Source organism: Zhongshania aliphaticivorans (genome assembly GCF_902705875.1).
Classification (GTDB): domain Bacteria; phylum Pseudomonadota; class Gammaproteobacteria; order Pseudomonadales; family Spongiibacteraceae; genus Spongiibacter; species Spongiibacter aliphaticivorans_A.
The window spans coordinates 73,260-93,939 of the sequence record NZ_CACSIK010000004.1; the positions used below are offsets into that span (position 1 = coordinate 73,260).

General features: G+C 46.8%; 22 protein-coding genes. 15 read left to right on the forward strand and 7 right to left on the reverse strand.

Annotation, left to right across the window (positions count from 1 at the left end):
- The first annotated feature begins 40 nt into the window (after positions 1-40).
- The 13 genes from ureA (at position 41) to AELLOGFF_RS17285 (ending at position 9,858) form a co-directional block, all read left to right on the forward strand.
- Positions 41-343 carry an urease subunit gamma gene (ureA, locus tag AELLOGFF_RS17225; RefSeq protein ID WP_159270244.1) on the forward strand — a complete coding sequence of 101 codons (303 nt, stop codon included), beginning with the start codon at positions 41-43 and terminating at the stop codon, positions 341-343.
- A gap of 38 nt (positions 344-381) precedes the next feature.
- A complete protein-coding gene (locus tag AELLOGFF_RS17230; protein ID WP_159270245.1) occupies positions 382-717 on the forward strand; it encodes an urease subunit beta in 336 nt (111 codons plus the stop codon).
- Positions 714-2,417 (forward strand): urease subunit alpha, encoded by a 1,704-nt coding sequence (gene ureC, locus AELLOGFF_RS17235; protein WP_159270246.1) that lies wholly within the window; start codon positions 714-716, stop codon positions 2,415-2,417. The genes AELLOGFF_RS17230 and ureC overlap by 4 nt, the downstream gene beginning before the upstream one ends.
- A 33-nt stretch (positions 2,418-2,450) precedes the next feature.
- Positions 2,451-2,915 (forward strand): urease accessory protein UreE, encoded by a 465-nt coding sequence (gene ureE, locus AELLOGFF_RS17240; protein ID WP_159270247.1) that lies wholly within the window; start codon positions 2,451-2,453, stop codon positions 2,913-2,915.
- On the forward strand, positions 2,908-3,576 hold the full coding sequence (locus AELLOGFF_RS17245; protein ID WP_159270348.1) for an urease accessory protein UreF: 669 nt from the start codon (positions 2,908-2,910) through the stop codon (positions 3,574-3,576). Before ureE ends, AELLOGFF_RS17245 begins: the two co-directional genes overlap by 8 nt.
- Positions 3,577-3,621: 45 nt before the next feature.
- Positions 3,622-4,233 carry an urease accessory protein UreG gene (gene ureG / locus AELLOGFF_RS17250; RefSeq protein WP_159270248.1) on the forward strand — a complete coding sequence of 204 codons (612 nt, stop codon included), beginning with the start codon at positions 3,622-3,624 and terminating at the stop codon, positions 4,231-4,233.
- A gap of 29 nt (positions 4,234-4,262) precedes the next feature.
- A complete protein-coding gene (locus AELLOGFF_RS17255) occupies positions 4,263-4,880 on the forward strand; it encodes a hypothetical protein (RefSeq protein WP_159270249.1) in 618 nt (205 codons plus the stop codon).
- Positions 4,881-5,054: 174 nt separating this feature from the next.
- Complete coding sequence (locus AELLOGFF_RS17260) at positions 5,055-5,960, forward strand: hypothetical protein (protein WP_159270250.1); 906 nt, start codon at positions 5,055-5,057, stop codon at positions 5,958-5,960.
- Positions 5,961-6,443: 483 nt separating this feature from the next.
- On the forward strand, positions 6,444-7,094 hold the full coding sequence (locus AELLOGFF_RS17265; RefSeq protein WP_159270251.1) for a TorF family putative porin: 651 nt from the start codon (positions 6,444-6,446) through the stop codon (positions 7,092-7,094).
- Positions 7,095-7,179: 85 nt separating this feature from the next.
- On the forward strand, positions 7,180-7,518 hold the full coding sequence (glnK, locus tag AELLOGFF_RS17270) for a P-II family nitrogen regulator (RefSeq protein WP_159270252.1): 339 nt from the start codon (positions 7,180-7,182) through the stop codon (positions 7,516-7,518).
- 70 nt (positions 7,519-7,588) lie between these two features.
- A complete protein-coding gene (locus tag AELLOGFF_RS17275; RefSeq protein WP_159270253.1) occupies positions 7,589-8,833 on the forward strand; it encodes an ammonium transporter in 1,245 nt (414 codons plus the stop codon).
- A gap of 284 nt (positions 8,834-9,117) precedes the next feature.
- Positions 9,118-9,456 carry a P-II family nitrogen regulator gene (glnK, locus tag AELLOGFF_RS17280; protein ID WP_159270254.1) on the forward strand — a complete coding sequence of 113 codons (339 nt, stop codon included), beginning with the start codon at positions 9,118-9,120 and terminating at the stop codon, positions 9,454-9,456.
- Positions 9,457-9,654: 198 nt separating this feature from the next.
- The gene (locus AELLOGFF_RS17285) at positions 9,655-9,858 is read left to right on the forward strand and encodes a hypothetical protein (protein WP_159270255.1); all 204 of its coding nucleotides are present in this window, start codon (positions 9,655-9,657) and stop codon (positions 9,856-9,858) included.
- Positions 9,859-9,896: 38 nt separating this feature from the next.
- Here the strand turns inward: AELLOGFF_RS17285 and AELLOGFF_RS17290 are convergent, their stop codons facing one another.
- Positions 9,897-10,601 carry an HAD family hydrolase gene (locus AELLOGFF_RS17290; RefSeq protein ID WP_159270256.1) on the reverse strand — a complete coding sequence of 235 codons (705 nt, stop codon included), beginning with the start codon at positions 10,599-10,601 and terminating at the stop codon, positions 9,897-9,899.
- A 239-nt stretch (positions 10,602-10,840) separates the two neighbouring features.
- Here AELLOGFF_RS17290 and AELLOGFF_RS17295 point away from each other — a divergent pair, with 239 nt between their 5' ends.
- Positions 10,841-12,031 (forward strand): alpha/beta hydrolase family protein, encoded by a 1,191-nt coding sequence (locus AELLOGFF_RS17295; RefSeq protein ID WP_159270257.1) that lies wholly within the window; start codon positions 10,841-10,843, stop codon positions 12,029-12,031.
- 26 nt (positions 12,032-12,057) lie between these two features.
- Here the strand turns inward: AELLOGFF_RS17295 and AELLOGFF_RS17300 are convergent, their stop codons facing one another.
- The 4 genes from AELLOGFF_RS17300 to lptM all read right to left on the reverse strand — a co-directional run bounded on the left by AELLOGFF_RS17300 (position 12,058) and on the right by lptM (position 15,133).
- Positions 12,058-12,762 carry a DUF484 family protein gene (locus AELLOGFF_RS17300; protein WP_159270258.1) on the reverse strand — a complete coding sequence of 235 codons (705 nt, stop codon included), beginning with the start codon at positions 12,760-12,762 and terminating at the stop codon, positions 12,058-12,060.
- Positions 12,763-12,770: 8 nt separating this feature from the next.
- A complete protein-coding gene (dapF, locus tag AELLOGFF_RS17305) occupies positions 12,771-13,601 on the reverse strand; it encodes a diaminopimelate epimerase (protein WP_159270259.1) in 831 nt (276 codons plus the stop codon).
- Positions 13,602-13,697: 96 nt separating this feature from the next.
- On the reverse strand, positions 13,698-14,945 hold the full coding sequence (gene lysA, locus AELLOGFF_RS17310) for a diaminopimelate decarboxylase (RefSeq protein WP_159270260.1): 1,248 nt from the start codon (positions 14,943-14,945) through the stop codon (positions 13,698-13,700).
- A gap of 5 nt (positions 14,946-14,950) precedes the next feature.
- Positions 14,951-15,133, reverse strand: coding sequence for an LPS translocon maturation chaperone LptM (lptM, locus tag AELLOGFF_RS18250; protein WP_419183929.1), 183 nt, complete (start codon positions 15,131-15,133; stop codon positions 14,951-14,953).
- A 146-nt stretch (positions 15,134-15,279) separates the two neighbouring features.
- On the opposite strand from lptM, the gene cyaY reads away from it, so the two are divergent.
- A complete protein-coding gene (cyaY, locus tag AELLOGFF_RS17315) occupies positions 15,280-15,594 on the forward strand; it encodes an iron donor protein CyaY (protein WP_159270261.1) in 315 nt (104 codons plus the stop codon).
- Positions 15,595-15,624: 30 nt separating this feature from the next.
- Here cyaY and AELLOGFF_RS17320 read toward each other — a convergent pair whose 3' ends face one another.
- Complete coding sequence (locus AELLOGFF_RS17320; protein WP_159270262.1) at positions 15,625-18,417, reverse strand: class I adenylate cyclase; 2,793 nt, start codon at positions 18,415-18,417, stop codon at positions 15,625-15,627.
- 96 nt (positions 18,418-18,513) lie between these two features.
- Complete coding sequence (locus AELLOGFF_RS17325; RefSeq protein ID WP_159270263.1) at positions 18,514-20,526, reverse strand: hydantoinase/oxoprolinase family protein; 2,013 nt, start codon at positions 20,524-20,526, stop codon at positions 18,514-18,516.
- Positions 20,527-20,680 lie beyond the last annotated feature (154 nt).

Here is a 20,680-nt window from a genome sequence, read left to right on the forward strand (position 1 = left end):
CAGCGGTGATGAAATAGATTAAATACGGGATACGCAGACGATGGAATTGAGTCCGAGAGATAAAGATAAATTATTAATTTTTACTGCCGCGTTACTGGCAGAGCGTCGCAAGGCGAAAGGGTTGAAATTAAACTATCCCGAGGCCATTGCACTTATCTCCGCTGAAGTGATGGAGGGCGCGCGCGAGGGGCGCAGCGTTGCCGAGATGATGAGCGCAGGCCGTGAGGTATTGAGCCGAGATGATGTGATGGCAGGTGTTGCAGAGATGATCCATGAAGTGCAGGTGGAAGCAACGTTCCCCGATGGAACTAAGCTTGTTACCGTACATAACCCCATTGTTTAACGAATTTAGCAGCTCACGGTTGCATGAACGGAGGCACCATGATTCCAGGTGAAGTGCACGTCGTACAGGGTAGTATTGTGCTTAACGAAGGGCGAGCAACATTGATTATTGACGTTGCCAATAGTGGTGATAGACCGATTCAAGTGGGATCACATTATCATTTCTTTGAGGCGAATCTGGCCTTGGTGTTTGACCGTGAAGCGAGTCGTGGATTTCGTTTAAATATTGCGGCGGGTACGGCGGTTCGGTTTGAGCCTGGTCAAAGCCGAGAGGTAGAGTTGGTTGCCTTGGCGGGCAAACGGGAAGTGTATGGTTTTCGTGGCGATGTCATGGGGGCTTTAGATGGGGCTAGCGATACAGGAGTAAGCTCGTGACCAGCATTGATCGCCGCGCGTATGCGGATATGTATGGCCCCACGGTGGGTGATAAGGTTCGGCTTGCTGATACCGAGCTTTGGATAGAAGTTGAAAAAGACTTCACCAGCTATGGCGAAGAGGTAAAGTTTGGTGGTGGTAAAGTCATCCGAGACGGTATGGGGCAAGGCCAATTAGGTAGTGAATTTACTCCTGATACCGTGATTACCAATGCATTGATATTGGATCACTGGGGCGTGGTGAAGGCCGATGTCGCCATCACGGCGGGTAGAATAACGGCCATTGGTAAAGCCGGTAACCCCGATATTCAGCCAGATATCGACATTATTATTGGCCCTTGTACCGAAGTGATTGCCGGAGAGGGACAAATTTTAACAGCGGGTGCCATTGACGCTCATATTCATTTTATTTGTCCTCAACAAATTGAAGAAGCATTGATGAGCGGTGTAACCACCATGCTGGGTGGTGGAACGGGCCCTGCTACGGGGACGAATGCGACAACGTGTACTCCGGGTGCGTGGCATATCGGCACTATGCTGCAAGCGGCTGAAAGTTTTCCAATGAATTTAGGCTTTTTAGGCAAGGGCAATGCAAGTTTGCCTGGGGCTTTGGAGGAGCAACTGCAAGCGGGGGCAATGGGGCTGAAGCTCCATGAGGATTGGGGTACCACGCCAGCGTCAATTGATTGCTGTTTGAGTGTGGCGGAAAAGTACGATGTGCAAGTGGCTATTCATACCGACACGCTCAATGAGTCGGGTTTTGTAGAAGACACCTTAGATGCATTTAAAGGCCGAACAATTCATACCTACCACACTGAAGGGGCCGGTGGTGGGCATGCTCCTGACATAATTAAGGCGTGTGGCTCGGCAAATGTGTTGCCATCGTCTACAAATCCAACTCGTCCCTATACGGTCAATACGGTAGATGAGCATTTGGACATGTTGATGGTCTGCCATCATCTGGACCCTAATATTCCAGAAGACGTTGCTTTCGCCGATTCTAGAATCCGAAAAGAGACCATTGCCGCTGAAGATATTCTTCACGACTTAGGGGCGTTTTCTATGATTTCGTCCGACTCTCAGGCCATGGGGCGAGTGGGCGAAGTGGTGTGTAGAACATGGCAGACGGCACATAAAATGAAAATGCAGCGAGGTCCGCTTGCTGAAGATAGCAACGGAAGTGATAACTTCCGAGCGCGTCGTTATATTGCTAAATACACAATCAACCCCGCTATTGCGCATGGAATTTCACATGAGGTGGGTTCAATTGAAGTGGGTAAATTGGCGGATTTAGTACTGTGGAAACCCGCTTTTTTTGGCATTAAGCCATCAATGATTATCAAAGGTGGGGCCATTGCGGCAGCGCCGATGGGCGATCCCAACGCGTCAATTCCAACGCCGCAACCGGTACATTACCGGATGATGTTTGGTGCATTTGGCAAGGCGTGTGTGAAGACCTCTGTGAGTTTTGTCAGTCAGGCAGCGATTACAGCTGATATAGCCTCTTCGCTGGGCTTGGACAGGCCGTTAGTCGCAGTAAAAAACTGCAGGAACGTGACCAAGGCGGATATGGTGTTAAACAATTATCAGCCGGTAATGGATGTAGATCCCGATACTTATGAAGTGCGCGCTGATGGCCAATTGCTGATCTGCGAGCCGGCGAATGAGTTGCCACTGGCTCAGTTGTATTGTTTGTTTTGATGCAGTGTTACAAGAATTAACAAGGAACCGATGATGTTGGAGTGTTACGAACTGGGTGGGGGCTGTAGTGAGATCCGCTTGGTGTTGAATTATCAGGAGCGTCAACGTAGTCGCTTTCGAGCAAAAACCCTATGCGGTCAAGATGTAGCGTGGTTTGTTGAGCGGGGGAAAGTGTTAGCTGATGGTGAAGTTTTAATTGCGAAAAGTGGTGAGAAAATTCTTGTTGTTGCCGCAGAAGAGACGGTATCAGAAGTGCGTAGTAATGATCCATTATTGTTGGCCAAGGCAGCGTATCATTTAGGCAATCGGCATGTTCCATTGCAAATTGAAGCTGAAGAGTTGCGTTACCAGCATGACCATGTGTTAGACGATATGGTAAGAGGCCTAGGCCTGACGGTGTTAGTTACCGATAAAACGTTCCACCCAGAAAATGGGGCTTATCATAGCAGTACCGGCGCGCACTCCCATAGTCATTCACATGACCATCATCATGGCTAGGCCGCTGTTACATCTTATGCAGTTGGTAAGTCCGGCCTTACCTGTCGGCGCTTATGCGTATTCCCAAGGTTTAGAATATGCCGTGGAGCGAGGCTGGGTTCACGATATGAATAGCGCGGTGGATTGGCTTGGCGAGGTTTTAAATCACAGCGTTGGTGGTTTAGATTTACCCGTGCTGCTGCGCTTATTAAAAGCTTGGCGACAAGGTGACTGGCAAGCAGTGCAAGATTGGAATGACACTTTGCAGGCAGCTCGGGAGACGCGGGAGTTACTGCTGGAAGATGTGCAGATGGGTGAGGCTCTATTGCGCTTATTGGTTTCATTAGAATTACCGTCAGCGCAGCGGTGGCCTCAACAGAAGTCGATTAGTTTCGCCACCGGTTTTGCGATGGCAGCGCATCACTTTGATATAAATGATGATGACGCTTTAAGCGGGTTTGCTTGGAGTTGGCTAGAAAATCAGGTCGCTGCAGCGATTAAATTAGTTCCGTTTGGGCAGACCGATGGTCAGCGTCTACTAATGACGTTAATGCCTTGTATAGAGACAACGGTTGCAGAGGCTTGTGTGCGTGAAGATCATGATATTGGTGCCGGTTTGCCGGGCTTGGCGGTGGTGTCTATGCAGCATGAAACGCAGTATTCAAGATTGTTTCGTTCATAAAATTTATAAGCTCGGTGTGAGTTTGAGAGTAGTGGAGTTAACGGTATGAAGAAGCCTGCATTGCGGCTTGGAATTGGTGGGCCTGTTGGCTCAGGTAAAACGGCGTTAGTCAAAACCTTGTGCGCTGAATTGCGCGAGAGGTTTGATATTGCAGTAATAACAAATGATATTTATACCCGCGAAGATGCTGAGTTTTTGTTGCGTCATGAGGTGTTGTCGCAGGATCGAATCCTTGGTGTAGAAACTGGGGGCTGTCCGCATACCGCCATTCGCGAAGATGCCTCGATGAACCTCTCTGCGGTTGCAGAATTAAGTGGGCGTTTTCCTGAACTTGAACTCATTATGATAGAGAGCGGGGGTGACAATTTAGCCGCTACGTTTAGCCCTGAGTTATCTGACCTTACCATTTATGTTATTGACGTGTCGGCCGGCGATAAAATACCCCGTAAAGGTGGCCCCGGGATTACGCGGTCAGATTTATTAGTGATTAATAAAATTGATTTGGCTCCGCTAGTAGGTGCAGATCTCGGTGTAATGGATAGGGATGCAAAGAAAATGCGGGGTGATAAACCCTTTATTTTTAGTAATTTAAAAGACGGAAGTGGGGTGGGTGATATCGTTAGCTTTATTGTTGAGCAGGGTATGCTTGGACGTTAATGCCGAAAATGTGAAAGGAGTGCTAACTGATGGCTGACTCGGCGTCTTTATTAAGTATTTTATTATTTGGTTTTTCTGCAGGGGTTTTACACGCGTTTGATGCAGACCACCTTGCTGCAGTAAGTGGTATTGGTGGACGGAGTGGAGGGCGCTACAGTTTTCGTTTTGCATTGCATTGGGGCTTTGGTCACGGTTTAGCCGTCATTGTAATTGCCACCTTGGTATTAGTGGCCGGTGCAGCGATACCTACCCAATTTAGTGCTTTTGCTGAATCGCTGGTTGCGTGGATGTTAATTGCTATTGGGTGTATGACCTTTATGCATTTGTGGCGGCAGCATCAGCAGAGCGTTGAGAGGCCTCCCCGCAACTATAACGCCTTACTGGTGGGCCTTGTGCATGGCAGCGCAGGGTCAGCGCCCTTGCTCGCGGTAATTCCTGCGGCGGGAATGGCAAGCCCCGAGTTAGGAATGCTACATATATTGCTTTTTAATATTGGTTTGATTTTAGCTATGGCGGGCGTGGGTGCTGCTTTAAGACGTGGTTTGTCTGCGGCAGGTCATTACCATCGGACTTTGCAACTTTCTATGCAATCAGCATTAGGGATCTTTGCCACTGGTTTTGGTGTTTTTCTTCTCATGTCACAGTAAGCTCAAATAAGCGTACTTAGCGGTAGTTACTATGATCTTATTCACTGTTGTGTGAAAAGATTATGGTGACGGTTAGAACTTAGTGACGTGCCAAAATAAGATATAAAGGCGTTTATCCTCAGTCTATACTACTAAGTCGTTTTCCCTCTAAATATACCCTTTAAGGATTTACTCATGAAATACCTTGCCGTTATTGTGCTAGCACTGACACCGCTGGCTGGGCTGGCTGCCAATCTAACGATACCTGCTGGAAAAAAATATGTTGTGGGTATTGATCAGCAAGAATTAGTGCTCGATGAGCTGCGCATTGGTGATAACGCAATCATTACTTTTTCGTCTGGAGTGAGTGGGTGGCGTGTGCAAGCGCGGCACGCGTTTATTGGCGATGGGGTTGTTATTGATGGCAGTGGTGCAAATGGTGTGGCGGGTGAGATTGGTCGAGAGGCATCGGCTTGTTCAAACGGTGAACCGGGGGGAAATGGCGGCGATGGTGGTGATGGCCTGGCGATTCGTTTACAGCTCGGTTTAGAGGCGCTTGGTCAAATTCAAATATTGTCGAATGGTGGACGTGGCGGTGATGGTGGTGCAGGGAGTGATGGAAGCGATGTAAGTGATGCCTGCAAAGAGGCAGTTGGTGGTGAAGGTGGAAATGGTGGTAGTGGTGGCGAAGGTGGCCGCGGTGGTGATATCGCCTTGCTGTATAAAGTGTTAAGTAAGGGGAGCTCTATTGGCGACATTACTAAGCTAGTGCGCATAAGTAGTGAAGGTGGTGACGGGGGTGGTGGTGGAAATGCAGGCTCGGGTGGTGAGGGTAGTGAAGGTTACTATGTCAATAAAAGAACCCTGACGGGTAATCGTAAGTGGATGCCCGGTGGAGCGAGTGGGCTGGCAGGTAGCCCTGGCTCTGCAGGTTCTGCAGGCCACCCTGGCAGGATGTTACTTGATGAGCTGATATTGTCGGCTGAGCAGCCGAAAAGGGTAGAGGGCCCTTCGACAGCTACTCTAATTCAGTTGCAGCGCCAAGTTGAAAGTTTACGAATCCGAGTTGAACAATTAGAGGCTGCGCAAGTGGCACAGTAATGTTGCATATTTGTATTGATGAAGGGGTGCCAGAGGGCGCCCCTTTTTTATTTGAGGACCAATAACACAGCGTTCGCAGGAATATAGTGCATTGGCACTTATTTGGTGCGTGCTATTGCGCTCTTGGGTTGTCGGTTGTGATGGATCGCTGTTTTTTGTCATTAAGTAATTGTTTTTTATGTATTTTTTGTTGTTTTTGGAATATAAATAATGATGCTTAATTGCATGGGGCACAACAGTTGTGCGTAAATTTAATGCGTGCAACCGAGCAGTTTTATAAAAATGCGCTATATTTGAGCGTGTCTGCTCGTTGACGATGGGGTGTGGAATACATCTACAACAATATTGATTTTAGATATTTTCGCTTTATTGCTCTAACTTGTTGTTTTTATTGAATAATATTAAGGTTGGCATTGAAAATGCTATAACTCGGGCAGGAATGTGCTTGATCACTTTCTTATACCTTAGTGGAGACTAAAAGACATGAAAACAATGAAAACCTTAATCGCTGCAAGTGTTGCAGCTGCTTCAATGACAATGATCGCTGCTCCAGCTTCAGCTGAGTTAAGTGCAAGTGCAAGCGTTGCTAGCATGTACTTATGGCGTGGTTTTGATCTCAGTAACGGCGCTCCTGCTGTTTCCGGTGATCTGACTTACAGTACTGGTGGTTTTTATGCTGGTATTTGGGGTTCTAGCGGTGATGACAGTGCAGGTCAAGAGGTTGATTATTATGCTGGCTTCGCTACCGAAGTGGGTGGCGTTAGCATTGATCTAAGTGTTTGGAACTATGTGTACCCAGGTTCTTCAGCTGGCTTTGTAGATAATGGTGATACATACCTAGATTTAAGTGAAGTTATTTTAGGCTTAGGTTTTGGTGGTGTTAGCTTCACTATTTATGACAATGTTGCAGGCGCTTCTAGTTACAATTACTACACGCTTGGCTATGGCGTAGGTAGCTTGTCCTTCACGTTAGGTGGTACTGATAGCGATAATGAAGATTCAAACTACAGCCATTTTGACGTTTCTTATGCATACAACGATAGCTTGAGCTTCACTTTCAGCCAGATGATTGATGAAGACAATGATGATGATCTGAAATTCGTTGTTTCTTACAGCTTACCAATCAGCATGTAAAACTCGGCCGGCGACAGTGTTGTCGCCGGCTTTTTCTTAACTTAATCCTAATGTGTGGTAAACGCACATTGACAGGAGATATCCGATGAAATTGATTACGGCTGTTATTAAGCCATTCAAACTCGATGATGTGCGCGAAGCGCTATCTGACATCGGCGTACAGGGCATAACTGTCACCGAAGTAAAAGGTTTTGGTCGTCAGAAAGGTCACACTGAGCTGTATCGGGGTGCTGAGTATGTTGTTGATTTTTTACCTAAGGTGAAGATTGAAGTCGCTGTCGCTGATGGTTCAGTAGAACCAACCATCGAAGCAATTAGTAAATCTGCAAATACTGGCAAAATTGGCGATGGCAAAATTTTTGTCACGGCACTTGAGCAAGTTATTCGTATTCGTACTGGTGAAACTGGCGAAGAAGCCATCTAGTAACACCGTTGCGATAAATATTAATTCATTTAATTAAAAGATTATTCTCTTTCCCTTTGGAGGGCATGTGATGGAAGACATCATACAGGTCAAGTACGCCCTGGACACATTTTACTTCCTAGTGATGGGTGCGTTCGTAATGTGGATGGCGGCAGGTTTTGCCATGCTCGAATCTGGTTTGGTTCGTGCAAAAAACACCACTGAAATTTTAACCAAAAACATCGCGCTGTTCGCGGTAGCTTGTACCATGTACTTGTTTTGTGGCTACACAATCATGTACGGCGGTTCAGAAGGCGGCATTTTGCCGGATGCATGGTTCGGTAACTCAATTGCCGATGCGTCTGTTGAAGAAGTATTGGCTTCTAACGGCGACACATATTACTCAGGTTCATCTGACTTCTTCTTCCAAGTGGTATTCGTAGCAACAGCTATGTCTATCGTGTCGGGTGCAGTAGCAGAACGTATGAAACTGTGGGCATTCTTAGCCTTTGCAGTAGTTATGACTGGCGTTATCTACCCGCTACAAGGTTCTTGGAGCTGGGGCGGCGGTTTCTTATCAGAAGCAGGTTTCTCTGACTTTGCAGGTTCAGGCATTGTACACATGTGTGGTGCATCGGCTGCATTGGCGGGTGTATTGTTACTTGGCGCTCGTAAAGGAAAATACGGCGAGAATGGTCAAGTTAACGCGATTCCTGGTGCAAACCTACCAATGGCAACATTGGGTACCTTCATCCTATGGATGGGTTGGTTTGGCTTTAACGGTGGTTCAGAGCTTATGGTCTCTAACATCGACGAAGCTAATGCGACTGCACAGGTGTTTGTTAATACAAATGCGGCTGCAAGTGGCGGTTTGATTGCAGCGATGATTGTTGCTCGCATACTGTTCGGCAAAACGGATTTGACCATGGTTCTTAACGGTGCTTTGGCTGGTCTGGTTGCGATTACTGCTGATCCATTATCTCCTAGCCCAGTAGTATCTACGCTTATCGGTGCTATCGGTGGTGTATTGGTTGTCTTCGCTATCCTTGGCTTGGATAAACTCAAAATTGATGATCCAGTTGGTGCCATCTCTGTTCACGGTGTAGTTGGTCTTTGGGGTGTAATGGCAGTGCCATTCAACAACAGCGACGCAACTTTCGGTAATCAGATATACGGTGCTTTCGTAATCTTTGCTTGGACCTTTGTGGCCAGCCTAGTGATCTGGGGTATCTTGAAAGTAGTTATGGGCTTACGTGTTTCAGACGAGGAAGAGTACGAAGGTGTCGACCTCTCTGAATGTGGCATGGAAGCTTATCCGGAATTCACCAACAAGTAGGTCTCCCCCGTTTGGTGATTTTATAGGGCGCTCTTGGAGCGCCCTTTTTTGTATGGAACAAGGGCAATTCCTTTGATATTGAACTAAAGTAACGATGGCCTTGCCAAACGCTTATAGCCTGAGATAACGTAGGCATAGGTCATTTTTGTTGCTTAATTCCATGGCTCGTTATTGTGGTGCTAGATTTAACGAGAGGCTGATTCTCACTGTCTCTGCAATCATGAATCACCTCAGCTTATGATATTAACTAGACATTTTATTAATTATAAAAGGAAGGGTCGGCTATGAAATTAGTCAGTGCGGTAATCAAGCCGTTTAAATTAGATGATGTCCGTGCAGCTTTGTCAGAAATTGGTGTGCAAGGTGTGACAGTGACAGAGGTGAAGGGTTTTGGCCGTCAAAAAGGTCATACCGAATTGTACCGCGGAGCGGAATATGTGGTGGATTTTTTACCAAAAGTGAAGCTGGAGATTGCTGTTGCTGACGAGCTACTGGATAAGGTTATTGATACCGTGGCAAAAGCAGCAAATACCGGCAAGATTGGTGATGGCAAAATTTTTGTTACGCCGCTTGAGCAAGTTATTCGTATCCGCACCGGCGAAACGGGCGAAGAAGCAATATAGCGATAATAGCGTTATTTGATAAAAGGCGGCTGATGGCCGCCTTTTTTAGTTGTAGTGCACATAATTCTTAGTCAAAAATGGACTGCTGCTAACTCTTTAAATAACGAAAAAGCCTAGTGATGCCCTTGCCAAATAGCGATCTAAGGCAGTATAAATTACCTCGCAAATGCAATTTTTTTGTTTCTGGGAGGTGGTCTTATGGGGTCGCATAATCGCAGTGCAGATAGTCAGATTGTAAGTACGCATGGGAAGGTGTTGTCATCGACAATACATGACCGGATGCGGGAGCAGTTAGCAAAAGATGTTGATGCTTTTCTTGCCCACGGCGGACAAATAAAGCATTTAGAGTCACATTTACGCAGTAACCATTCTGATGCTGATACGGAGTTGGATAGCTACTAAGAAGCTAGCCCCGTCGCATTAATACACCTATCAGGCAGCTAGCGAATGCGTAGCTGCTCTATCTTTTTTGGCAATTCTAGCCAATCAGTAAAGTGATCGTCAGCAAGAGTATGAGGGGCAGGAGAATCGGCTTTCAGGCAGGCTTGAATAGTAAGCAAGCCTGCTGATTTTGCCCCAGTAATATCATCAATTATGTTATCCCCAATATGTATTGCCTCTTCGGGTGAGCAAGAAGCAATGCTCAAGGCCTTTAAAAAGAGTGCAGGATCAGGCTTTGCAGCATTAAGTTGTTCTGCTTTGTAGCTGGCAGTAAAGTACTGGCTAACAGCTTGTAGACCTAAATCCGCATTGCCATTGGTCAAACTAATCAGCATGTAATGCTTGCTGAGCTCTTCAATTATTTTTTCACAGTGTGGAAATAAGGTGATTTTTTGCCTTGCTTCAATGAAGATGCTGAATGCTTTTTGAGCAATGTCATCGCTTTGTGATGAGTAACCGCTGATTTTCAAGGCGTCGCTAAGACTAGCTAACCGCCATCGTGATACTTGGTGTTTTAGTTCGGGGTAGCGAGTTAAGTACGCTAAACGATGTGATCTAAGTGCCTCAGGACTGAACCGGGCGGTTAAAGCCGGTGCGACATCGTTTAAATAGGTATAGAAGGTGACTTCAGCCCTTTGAATGACGGGGTCGCTCAGCCATAGCGTGTCGTCTAAATCAAAACACAATAATTTAATGCTTTTCATGTGTCAGTGCTTACCGTTAATGGGTCGGGAGGGGTAAATATATCTACGTTAAGGGTGATGAATTGAGCAGCGTTTGCATGACATAGTATAAGTTTTACTAGCATCAAAGGCATAGCAAGCCAAAAATATGGATATGCTTATAATGTTTGTGAGGAAAATATGGTACAACAATAAGCTACAATGATCCGAGCAAACATCGGTGAAATACTAATAATACTAAATAGTTTGAGACTTAATGCATGACACAAACGGCGTTGCAACCGGTGAAAAAATCACCACCTTGGTGGACAAGTTTACCTGAAGATTTTTATTGCCAATCAGATGGTACGGAGCTCGATAGCGAATACCCCGTAAAAGTGTATGGCACCGCGATGGTGGACAGGGTTATGCGCACAGGTTTATCAATGATGATTTCGGCGAGTCTGATGCCGCAAATGCTGAAGCGTGGCGGCTTGGAGCGAGAGCGAGAGTGGATGGATTTCTACTCAAATCTCGCCGAGCAACAAGATGTAGACAAAGTCTTTATACCACCGCCAACGGTGAGTATCAGCGAGCATAAAATGGGTAGATTGGCGTATAAACCTAAAGATATTCCCACAGTGGAATTACGTTTTGAAAGCCCTTTTGAACCCTTAAACCCAGAAATTAGCGATCAATTTTTAAGTTACAGCCGTAATAGAACCGCGAGAGCCCAGTATTGGTCGCACCCATCTGGGCCTAGGCCAACGCTAATCTTTGTGCATGGGGTGGTCGAGAGTGCCTATGTATTTAATAGTTTATTTTTCTCATTGCGTTCATTTTATGACAGTGGCTACGATATTGTCTTGATGACACAGCCTTTTCATGGTGATCGTGCCGAACGAGGCCACCCATTTAGTGGCTATGGTTTATTTTCTGGTGGGTTTTCGCAGCTGAATGAAGGTATGTTACAGGCGGTGACAGACCTCCGTGTATTAGTGAATTACTTGTTTGATCGCGGTGCACCCCATGTGGGGATTAGTGGATTAAGCCTTGGTGGTTACCTAAGTTCCGTGATGGCGGTAGTGGAGCCACGGCTAGCATTTTGTATACCAAATTCACCCTTGGTCTCGCCAATCGATACAGTGCGGGATTGGATGCCAATAGGGCATTTAATGGATGTTATTAGCAAGCGAAGCGGTTTGAGTCCTTTGGATTTACGACGAGGCTTGGCCATTCATAGCCCCTTAAGTTATCAGCCTAAGTTAGACCCCGATAAGGTTATGATTATAGGGGGGGCTGGAGACCGCTTTACCCCTCCGCGATTTGTGCGTTTATTACACGCCCATTGGCCGGAATCCCATTTGCACTGGTTTCCAGGGAACCATCTTGTTCATTTGGGGCAGGGTGAATATTTAACATTAATGCGTCACTTTATGGACAGCCACTGTCAAAGTATCAGTTATTCGTGAGTGCTAAGGACGCTGTAGTGGCCGTGTTAAATAAACGGCCCCTTCATCAATTTTGGTAGCGTGCGATTGACGACCTCGGCAATATATTCCAGAAATAGTGTACCCATGCTGGATTTAAAATGTTGAGGGTCTTTACTGGCGATAGCAATGACACCATCAATACTACCCGGCTCGATGGGCATCAAGGCGGCGGAACCAATATGGTCTGCGTGTTTGCCAAACAAAAAACTCAATTCCTCGGCCCGCAATACACCACATACTGCTTTTTTACTTCGTAGCAAGCTACCAATTTGCTGTTGTGCTTGTTCTGGGTTTACAACCCGTAGTGAGTTTCCGCCCACCCGTTTTGGGTCGGCAAACAGAATGAGGCTGGCGTAATCAATATCATCGAAGTCGCTAACTAAATACCTGCAAAGGGTATTGCTGAACTCTTCCGCGCGGCGTGCTTCTATTAACGATAAGATCAATGATTTGCTACGGTCAAATAGCATGTCATTGCGCTGGGCATTGTCGAGCATACTACTAATACGTCCGCGCATATCCATATTGCGTTCTCGCAACACTTCAACTTGCCGTTCTAGCAAGCTGACAGCCTTACCGGTTTTGTGGGTGATTTTAAGCTCGGTAAGCAGATCTTCGTTATTAAGAAAGAATCCGGGGTGGTTGCGAAGGTAGCGGGCGACTTCGCTCTCACTGGGGAGTCCGTCATTTTTCGGGCTGTTACTTTCCACAGGGCATCCTATATTTGTATCTGGCCTTCAAAAACCGTCGTGGCGGGCCCAGTCATAATAACGGGCTGTCCGGGCCCTTGCCAGCGAATACTCAGACTGCCACCTGGAAGGTGAGCAGTAACAGTTGCATTGAGTTTACCCTGGACAATACCACTGACAACCGCCGCGCAAGCACCTGTGCCACAGGCGAGTGTCTCTCCAACACCACGTTCGAATACTCTTAGGCGAATTGTGTCACGGTCGACAATGTGCATAAACCCAACGTTTACTCGCTGAGGAAAGCGTGGGTGACTTTCAGTAATAGGCCCAACCTGTTCGACGGGGGCTGAGTCGACATCATCTACCGGTAAGATGACATGGGGATTACCCATGGAAACGGCGCCGACTTGCCACCTACTGCCGTTAATATCTAGCGCATAATCAGGGGCTTGGAGTTCGGCCGTGAAGGGGATACGCTTGGGATCTAATATAGGTTCACCCATATCAACTCGAACGTGTCGATTCTCCGTCACCTCAAGTTCAATAATGCCGGCGAGGGTTTCTACTTTGATTTTTTGCTTGCCGGTGAGTCGCTTCTCACGAACAAAGCGCGCAAAGCAGCGTGCGCCGTTGCCGCATTGTTCTACCTCGCTACCTTCCGCGTTGTAAATACGATAGCGAAAATCAACGTCTGGCTGGCTAGGAATCTCAACGGTAAGAACTTGATCGCAGCCAATGCCAAAATGCCTATCAGCTATTTTGCGAATATGGTGCGGTTTGAGCTTGAAACGCTGGGTGATGAGGTCGATAACGACAAAATCATTTCCCAGGCCATGCATTTTGGTAAAGCGTAACTGCATCGTATAACCCTATGTTGCGCCTCACCGATGGCGCTAATTAACGATGCGGGCGCGGTGCCTGTCTATCAGTACGGAGCGGTATTTGATAACGCTCGTCTAGGGCAACACAGTCTCGCCACGCATCAAGTCGGTGACAGTTTCACGGGCACGAACGAGGTGGTATTGGTCTCCGTCTACCATGACCTCAGCCGCACGTCCTCGGCTATTGTAATTGGAACTCATGGTAAATCCATAGGCACCGCTCGATGCTAGTGCAAGTAAATCGCCCTCTTGTATACAAAGTTCGCGATCTTTAGCCAGAAAGTCACCTGTTTCACACACTGGACCAACAAAATCATAGTGTCGTAAAACACCGTCTTGACGGGGTTGTACAGGGAGAAGGTCCATCCACGCGTCATACAAAGACGGCCGGATCATGTCATTCATGGCCGCATCAATGATGGCGAAATTTTTATGATCATTCAGCTTTAAATATTCTACTTTGGTCAGTAAAACACCCGCATTTGCAGCAATTGAGCGGCCGGGCTCAAACATAAGTGTTACTTTGCGGTTTCCAAGTTTTTCTCTTATAGCCTGAATATAGTCGGCTGTTACGGGAGCTGTTTCATCGCGATAACGAACACCGAGCCCACCACCTAAGTCGAGGTGTGAGATGGTGATATCCATGCTAGCCAATGTATCTACCAGAGAAAGTACGCGATCTAGTGCGTCTATAAATGGGCTGGTATCTATTAATTGTGAGCCTATGTGACAGTCAACTCCCTTGATATTAATATTCGCCAAGGATGCGGCGCGGCGGTAAACCTCCGGCGCGCGCTCAATATCAATACCAAATTTATTATCCCTTAGCCCTGTTGATATATAAGGGTGGGTCTTAGCATCCACATCGGGATTGACCCGTAAAGAAATAGGCGCAATCACATTCATGCTTGCGGCGACACCATTCAAGCGTTCTAACTCGGCTTCTGACTCCACATTAAAACAGTGAATACCAACTTCAAGCGCGCGCTGCATTTCGGCAGCGGTTTTACCAACGCCAGAAAAAACAATGCGATCTGGCTGTCCACCGGCACTTAAAACACGCTCTAACTCTCCTGTGGAGACAATATCAAATCCCGCACCTAGGCGAGCTAAGACATTGAGGACAGCGATATTAGAATTAGCTTTTACGGCATAGCACACCAAATGATCCTGGCCGGTTAACGCCTCGGTATATTCGGTAAAACGCTGCTCCAGATAAGCGCGAGAATAAACGTAGCAGGGGCTACCAAAATCCGTTGCAATAGCGCTCAATGGTACTGATTCGGCGTAAAGTTCGCCGTTTTTGTAATGAAAAGGGGACATATAGACTACTCTGCAGGCCGTGTGGTTGCTGTATTGTTGGTATTTACATTGGGCGTGGTAGTGTTTGCACTGGGCTGGGTTTGGTCCGCCGCGCTAGTATTCTCACTGGGTAATACCAGAGGGCCAGTTTGACCGCATGCGCTTAATAATAGAGCACAGCACAAAGCAGAAGTGCGAATAGCGACCATAACATTGCCTCAAAATTAACTAAGTCGCGCATTATACCTAGCTAGAAGGCTTTAGCCCAATGGCTGTGCTTCTACTGCAGATTGGCTCTAGGCTTAGTATACTGGGGCGACAATTTTTATCGCAAGCCAAGAACCGGACACAAAAAATGAATGAGGTCGAATTTAACGACAATGTCGATGAGTTGTTTACCGTCATTGAAGACGCAATTGACGATTTGGATGCAGATGTTGATTGTGAAATTAGCGGTGGGGTACTTACCTTGCAATGCCCCGATGGGAGTGTATTAATTTTTAGTCGGCAAACAGCGACTAAAGAACTGTGGTTAGCCGCACGCTCTGGCGGATTCCATTACACCTGGCAAAATAATGAGTGGTATTGCGGACGTACTGAACAAACGCTAAAAACGATGTTAGAGACCATTAGCCGTGATCAAATTGGCGAGGTACTGGTCATTGATTAAGTATTTGGGCGGTAAAAGCTGTGTTAGGCTTTAGCAAGCTAACACCGAGGTATTTAGTATTTCTTCTATATGTTGTTTGTAACGCATATAAACGCAGGTTTGCTGAGGGGGCATGATACTGAGGTTTATTTTATTAAGCCGGTAGTATTCGGGTTTATCACTCAGTAATTGTAGTTGTTCGGCTAGCTCATTAAATAATTCTTGTCCTGCTTGTGCGTAGCGAAACAGCTGATCGTTACATCGCATATCAAATACTAGACGCCCTGTTTCTTGATTTTGGGCAATGGCTTCTAACTCAAGGCCAGTGACTGGAGCGGGATATTGGCTACCTCTGTTGGCTTCGGTAAATTCAGGTCTTGCTTCTCCTTGCCACTTGTCATTTTTCTGGTGTAATTCAAAAACGTGTAATTGATGGTTACTTTGTTGTTCTTTTTGGCATTCATACAAAAAAGCTAATAGCGGCACAATAAGAGCTTCGGTTGTGGTGAATGCGGTGGTGCTGAAATGTAATGAGCCACGTTCGTCGCGTACAAATATATCCGCACTTTTGCCTCTGATGTGAAAAAACACATAGCAGTCGGGCTTCTTGGCAATACGAATAATACTGGCGAGCGCGGTGTTGGGTGCACAGTAGCGATCCATAATAATGGGGCTGTATTCTGTTTGGCCGCGCCCCAAGCATTGAATAAAAGTAGGATAGTTCTTGGCGTGTATACTTTGCAGTTCGTCATTTTGCGTTTGCAAAATATGGAAGCCACTGCTTAGTTTTATCAGTAAGCGATTATTGGCAGGTTTGGTGTAAAAAGCACGAAATAGCAGTCGTGGAAGGTGCCGAGTGCGATTGCGTAATTTGTCATCGGGATCGTTAAAATACAGTGCATGGATAGTGGGTGGCAGGCTTGCCCTTGATGCCGCAACCATAAGTTGTTGATACGTTCTAAAGGCACTTAATAAAGTGTCTGGACCATTGAACGCAATCGAAGATACCTCGCCCCAGCTATTAATACCTATCATTTCGATCTGATTGATAGGGTAGTTGGTGTTCTGGCTGCTTAGGCCGGCAGCACCCAAGGCATTTTGGGCATATTGCCCTAAGTTAATATAAAAGATTAGTGTTTCAGGTACTTTTGGTCGGTTGAATGCTTCGTGCTTATCAGGGTTTGCAGCGTATGGATGGCGGGGAAGGTACTGGCTTAAATGCTTAGCTAAGCGTCGTAAGTCAGTTTCGGTTACACCGTCTTGTCGCCCGTTTAGGCGAAGGCGAGTGTATTCGTTAATAAGCCCATTACAAAAACACCAGCAAAGCAGACCGCTAAGATGGTCGTGTTCTTGCAATATAGCATCTGTTTCAAAGTCGTGGCGGGCACTGGTGCTCACCGCCCAACGTCGTTGGCTGCCAAAGCCGGAAGCATGGAAAAACAATTGTTCTTCCGTTAGGTCAGGTGCAATGCCGGGGTTAAGACATTCTATTTTATAAGGTTTGCGCTCAAATGCGGCATAGAGTTTGCGACCCAGCAATGTCATTTCCTGAGACTTGATCAGAGCCGGTCGTTTACTGCGTTGGGCAAAATCTTGTAAAAAACGGTAACTATTGGTTAGCTCGGCAACAAGAAAGCGGTGCTCCTCGCGGACTCGCCGAAGTTTCCAGCGGCTGCGAGTATCCATGTTCAATAATTGTTCTGGTTGCCATTGCCACTGTTTGATTAAGGTTTGTAAAAGTTGCTGACGCCATGTTGGGTTGCTATTGCTTAGCTGTGATAGACGAATACCCACCTTAAAATAGAAGGCACGACGTATCAGCTCTAAGCGATCAAACTCTTGACGCTCGTTTAAGTATTCGGCCAAGCGGTGATAGACCATAACGTAGGGGTCTAAGGTGTCTGGGTTGGTATTCCCATGATAAATAGCTTGCTTAAGGCTCACGCTGAGCGGTAGCACTTTGGGGAAGTCTCTGGCATAGGCCTCTGTCAGTAGCAGTTTTAATACGGCTTTGTAAGGAGAGCTTATTGCCTTATATAACTGCCATACTCCAGCGCCAATAAATTCACCTGCGGGGATATCAGAAACACCGCCAAAATCGATAGACTCATTGGGGCCGACAAAGCCTTGTGCGTGCAAGAGGGCGGTGTATTCTTGGTAGTTTACTTCTTCCTCTGGCGGCACCAACCACCATATTGGATAGCGTCCAGCAACAAGCAAAGCGCTACGATAGAACTCGTCAAGCAATAAAAAATGTTGGCTGGTACCGGCCGATTCGGCACTGAGATCATCGCGTTGGCCGCGCCGAAATTGATCGTTGTTCATAAGGAAAAAATGAATATCTAAGCCCAAGCCTTTTGCCCACTCAGAAATTGCACCCGCTTTGTGATAAAGCATTTTTAGATCTGCTTCATCGATGTTGGCATTGTGACAAAGCCAAACATCTAGATCTGAATTTTCAGCTTGGGCTACCGTGCCACAGGAACCCATAAGGAAAACACTATGGATTTGTGGCGGCGCCTGTTCTTCGGGTTGGTAGTCTAGACTGCGTGCAATATTCTGGCGTACTCGATTTAGCGTCAGGGTATCGGGTTGGTAGCCATCAATTCCGCACGGCACACTTAGGCTGTTATAGCCAGGTAAAATAGGGTGGTTTATATGGATTAGCAGCGGCAGTAAGTCTAAAAATATTTGTTGCCTGGGTAGTAGTGCTGTTCGTGTGCGGATTAAGCGCTCGCGATTAAGTGTTAAGAAGCGGTCACGAATTAAGGCTAGTCCATCGTGGGTCATGCCGCGATCGAACAAAGGGTTGTGAGCTTCTTTATTTAAAGGCGTGTCCGCCATATTTTATAATCTCTTTCGATATAACGAAAATCCTACCTTAACGGTAATCATCCACACTTGTCATGTTCGGAATAGCCGCAATGCGCACTACGTTCTTTACTTTTTGCGTAGTAATAAATGACCTTGTTGGTCAACTTGAGCTTGCCATGTTTTTGTTAGCCATAACGTTGCGACGGTATCACTAATTAAGGCGGGTCCGGTAACTATTTGGTTAATAGTGAGTTGCGCGCGTTCATAGTGAGGCACTTGGTATTTTTCAGTTAGACCGGCGTCGGTAGCGACGATGACAGTTTCTATCCCCTTTGCTTGTGCGGCGGGGCCTTGCTTGACCTTTGGAAGCGTAATAGAGAGGGTATCTGCTCGTAAGGCTTGGCGGATATTAACAAGTTGTACGGGTAATGCGAGCTCGTGGCCGTAGCGTTCACGGTGGGCGCGGTGGAATGCGTATTCAAGCGCTGTTAGGTCGTCTTGCCAGTTAATATTAAGGGTGTAGGATTGGCCTATATAACAAAGGTCTACGCTGGAATGAGCGCTAATTTGGCTTAAATGAACCCCCTCGTCGAGTAATTCTTGTCGGCCTGTCTCTGCGAGTTCGCTTAAGGCTTGGTGTAACTTTTTGGTATCTGTTTGTTTTAAGCCGATATTTATCGTACGAGAAAGTTGCCGTTCCCTAGGTGCTAACAGCATGCCTAATGCAGAGAATACCCCAGCGTAATTAGGCACAATTATTTCAGGGCAATGTAAGATGTCGGCCAGCGCACATATATGGAGACCTCCTGCGCCGCCAAAACAGCAAAGACTAAAATCTTCAGGGTCGTGGCCACGCTGTACTGAAATTACCCGTAAAGCGCGGACCATGTGCTCATTGGCAATATCAATAATTCCTTCTGCAGTGTGTTCAATACTAATACCTAAGGTGGTGGCTAGCTCGCCAATGGCCTTGCGAGCAGCGTTGGTGTCGAGCTGCATAGCACCACCAAGACGGGTGCTGGCTGGAAGTCGCCCTAGGACCACATTGGCATCGGTGACGGTAGCTTGGGTTCCTCCCTTGCTATAGCAGGCAGGACCGGGGGCAGCGCCGGCCGATTCAGGGCCAACGCGCAACATACCACCATCGTCTAAGTAGGCAATGGAACCGCCCCCAGCGCCAATAGTATGCATATCTACCATCGGCACAGCCACGGGGTATGGCCCTATCTTGCCCTCGCTGGTGAGCTTGATGTCGCCATTGATTAAGGCAACATCGCTAGAGGTTCCTCCCATATCAAAGGTCATCAGCTTAGGGCGTTGCAAGGTTTGGCTAAGGTGCTTGGCCGCGGCTAAGCCCCCTGCAGGGCCGGACAGCAATAAATTAACGGCGCGCTGCGAGGCATTATCGGCATTGGTAGTGCCACCGGAAGATTGCATAACCGATATGGGTGTAGATTTTAAGGACACCTGTAAATTCTTTAAATAACGTGAGACTTTAGGGCCAAGCCAAGCATTTAACCAGGTTGCCATTCCTCGCTCATACTCTTTGTACTCAGGTAAAACTAATGATGAACGCGAGATAAAAAGATCGTCGGATAGGTGTTTAGCGATAGTTTCTTCAACGCTGGGATCGAGAAAAGAAAATAACAAGTTTATCGCTACCGACTCGGGTTTTAGTACGCTCAGAGAATGATTGAGATTACTTAAGTCTTCAGCCGTTAATGGTTCAATCATGCTGCCATCAGCGGCTATGCGACCACCAACTTCTAGGCACAGTGTCGGTGGTACCGGAGTAATTTTGGCGGGAGGGCTTAAGTCGTAAAGTGAGTCTCTAGTTTGGCGACCGATAGTTAACATATCAGCAAAGCCACGATTGGTAATAAAGACGGTTTTTGCGCCCTTCCCTTCTAGTGCAGCGTTAGTTGCGACGGTTGAGCCATGTACTACCACAAGGCCGCCATCGGTAATTAAGTCTACTAAGCCAAGTTCCGCAATGCCGGTCAAAATGGCGAGTTCGGGGTTGGCAGGCGTGGACGGGCACTTGAAACAGCGTATTTCCTGATCTCTGAATAACACAAAATCGGTAAAGGTGCCGCCGGTATCTACACCGAGATAAGCAAGGGGAGCTGAAAGAGACATGACAAACTCGTATAAGGATCTAGTGCTATTGTCGCTATCACGGTGTTATTTGTCACCGGCTTGATCAGGTATTGCGGCTACATTTTAACAACACCTTGTGCTCGCTAAGAAATGGCAGTGTTTATTGGGCGCTTTACAGAGCCTAGCAAGGCTA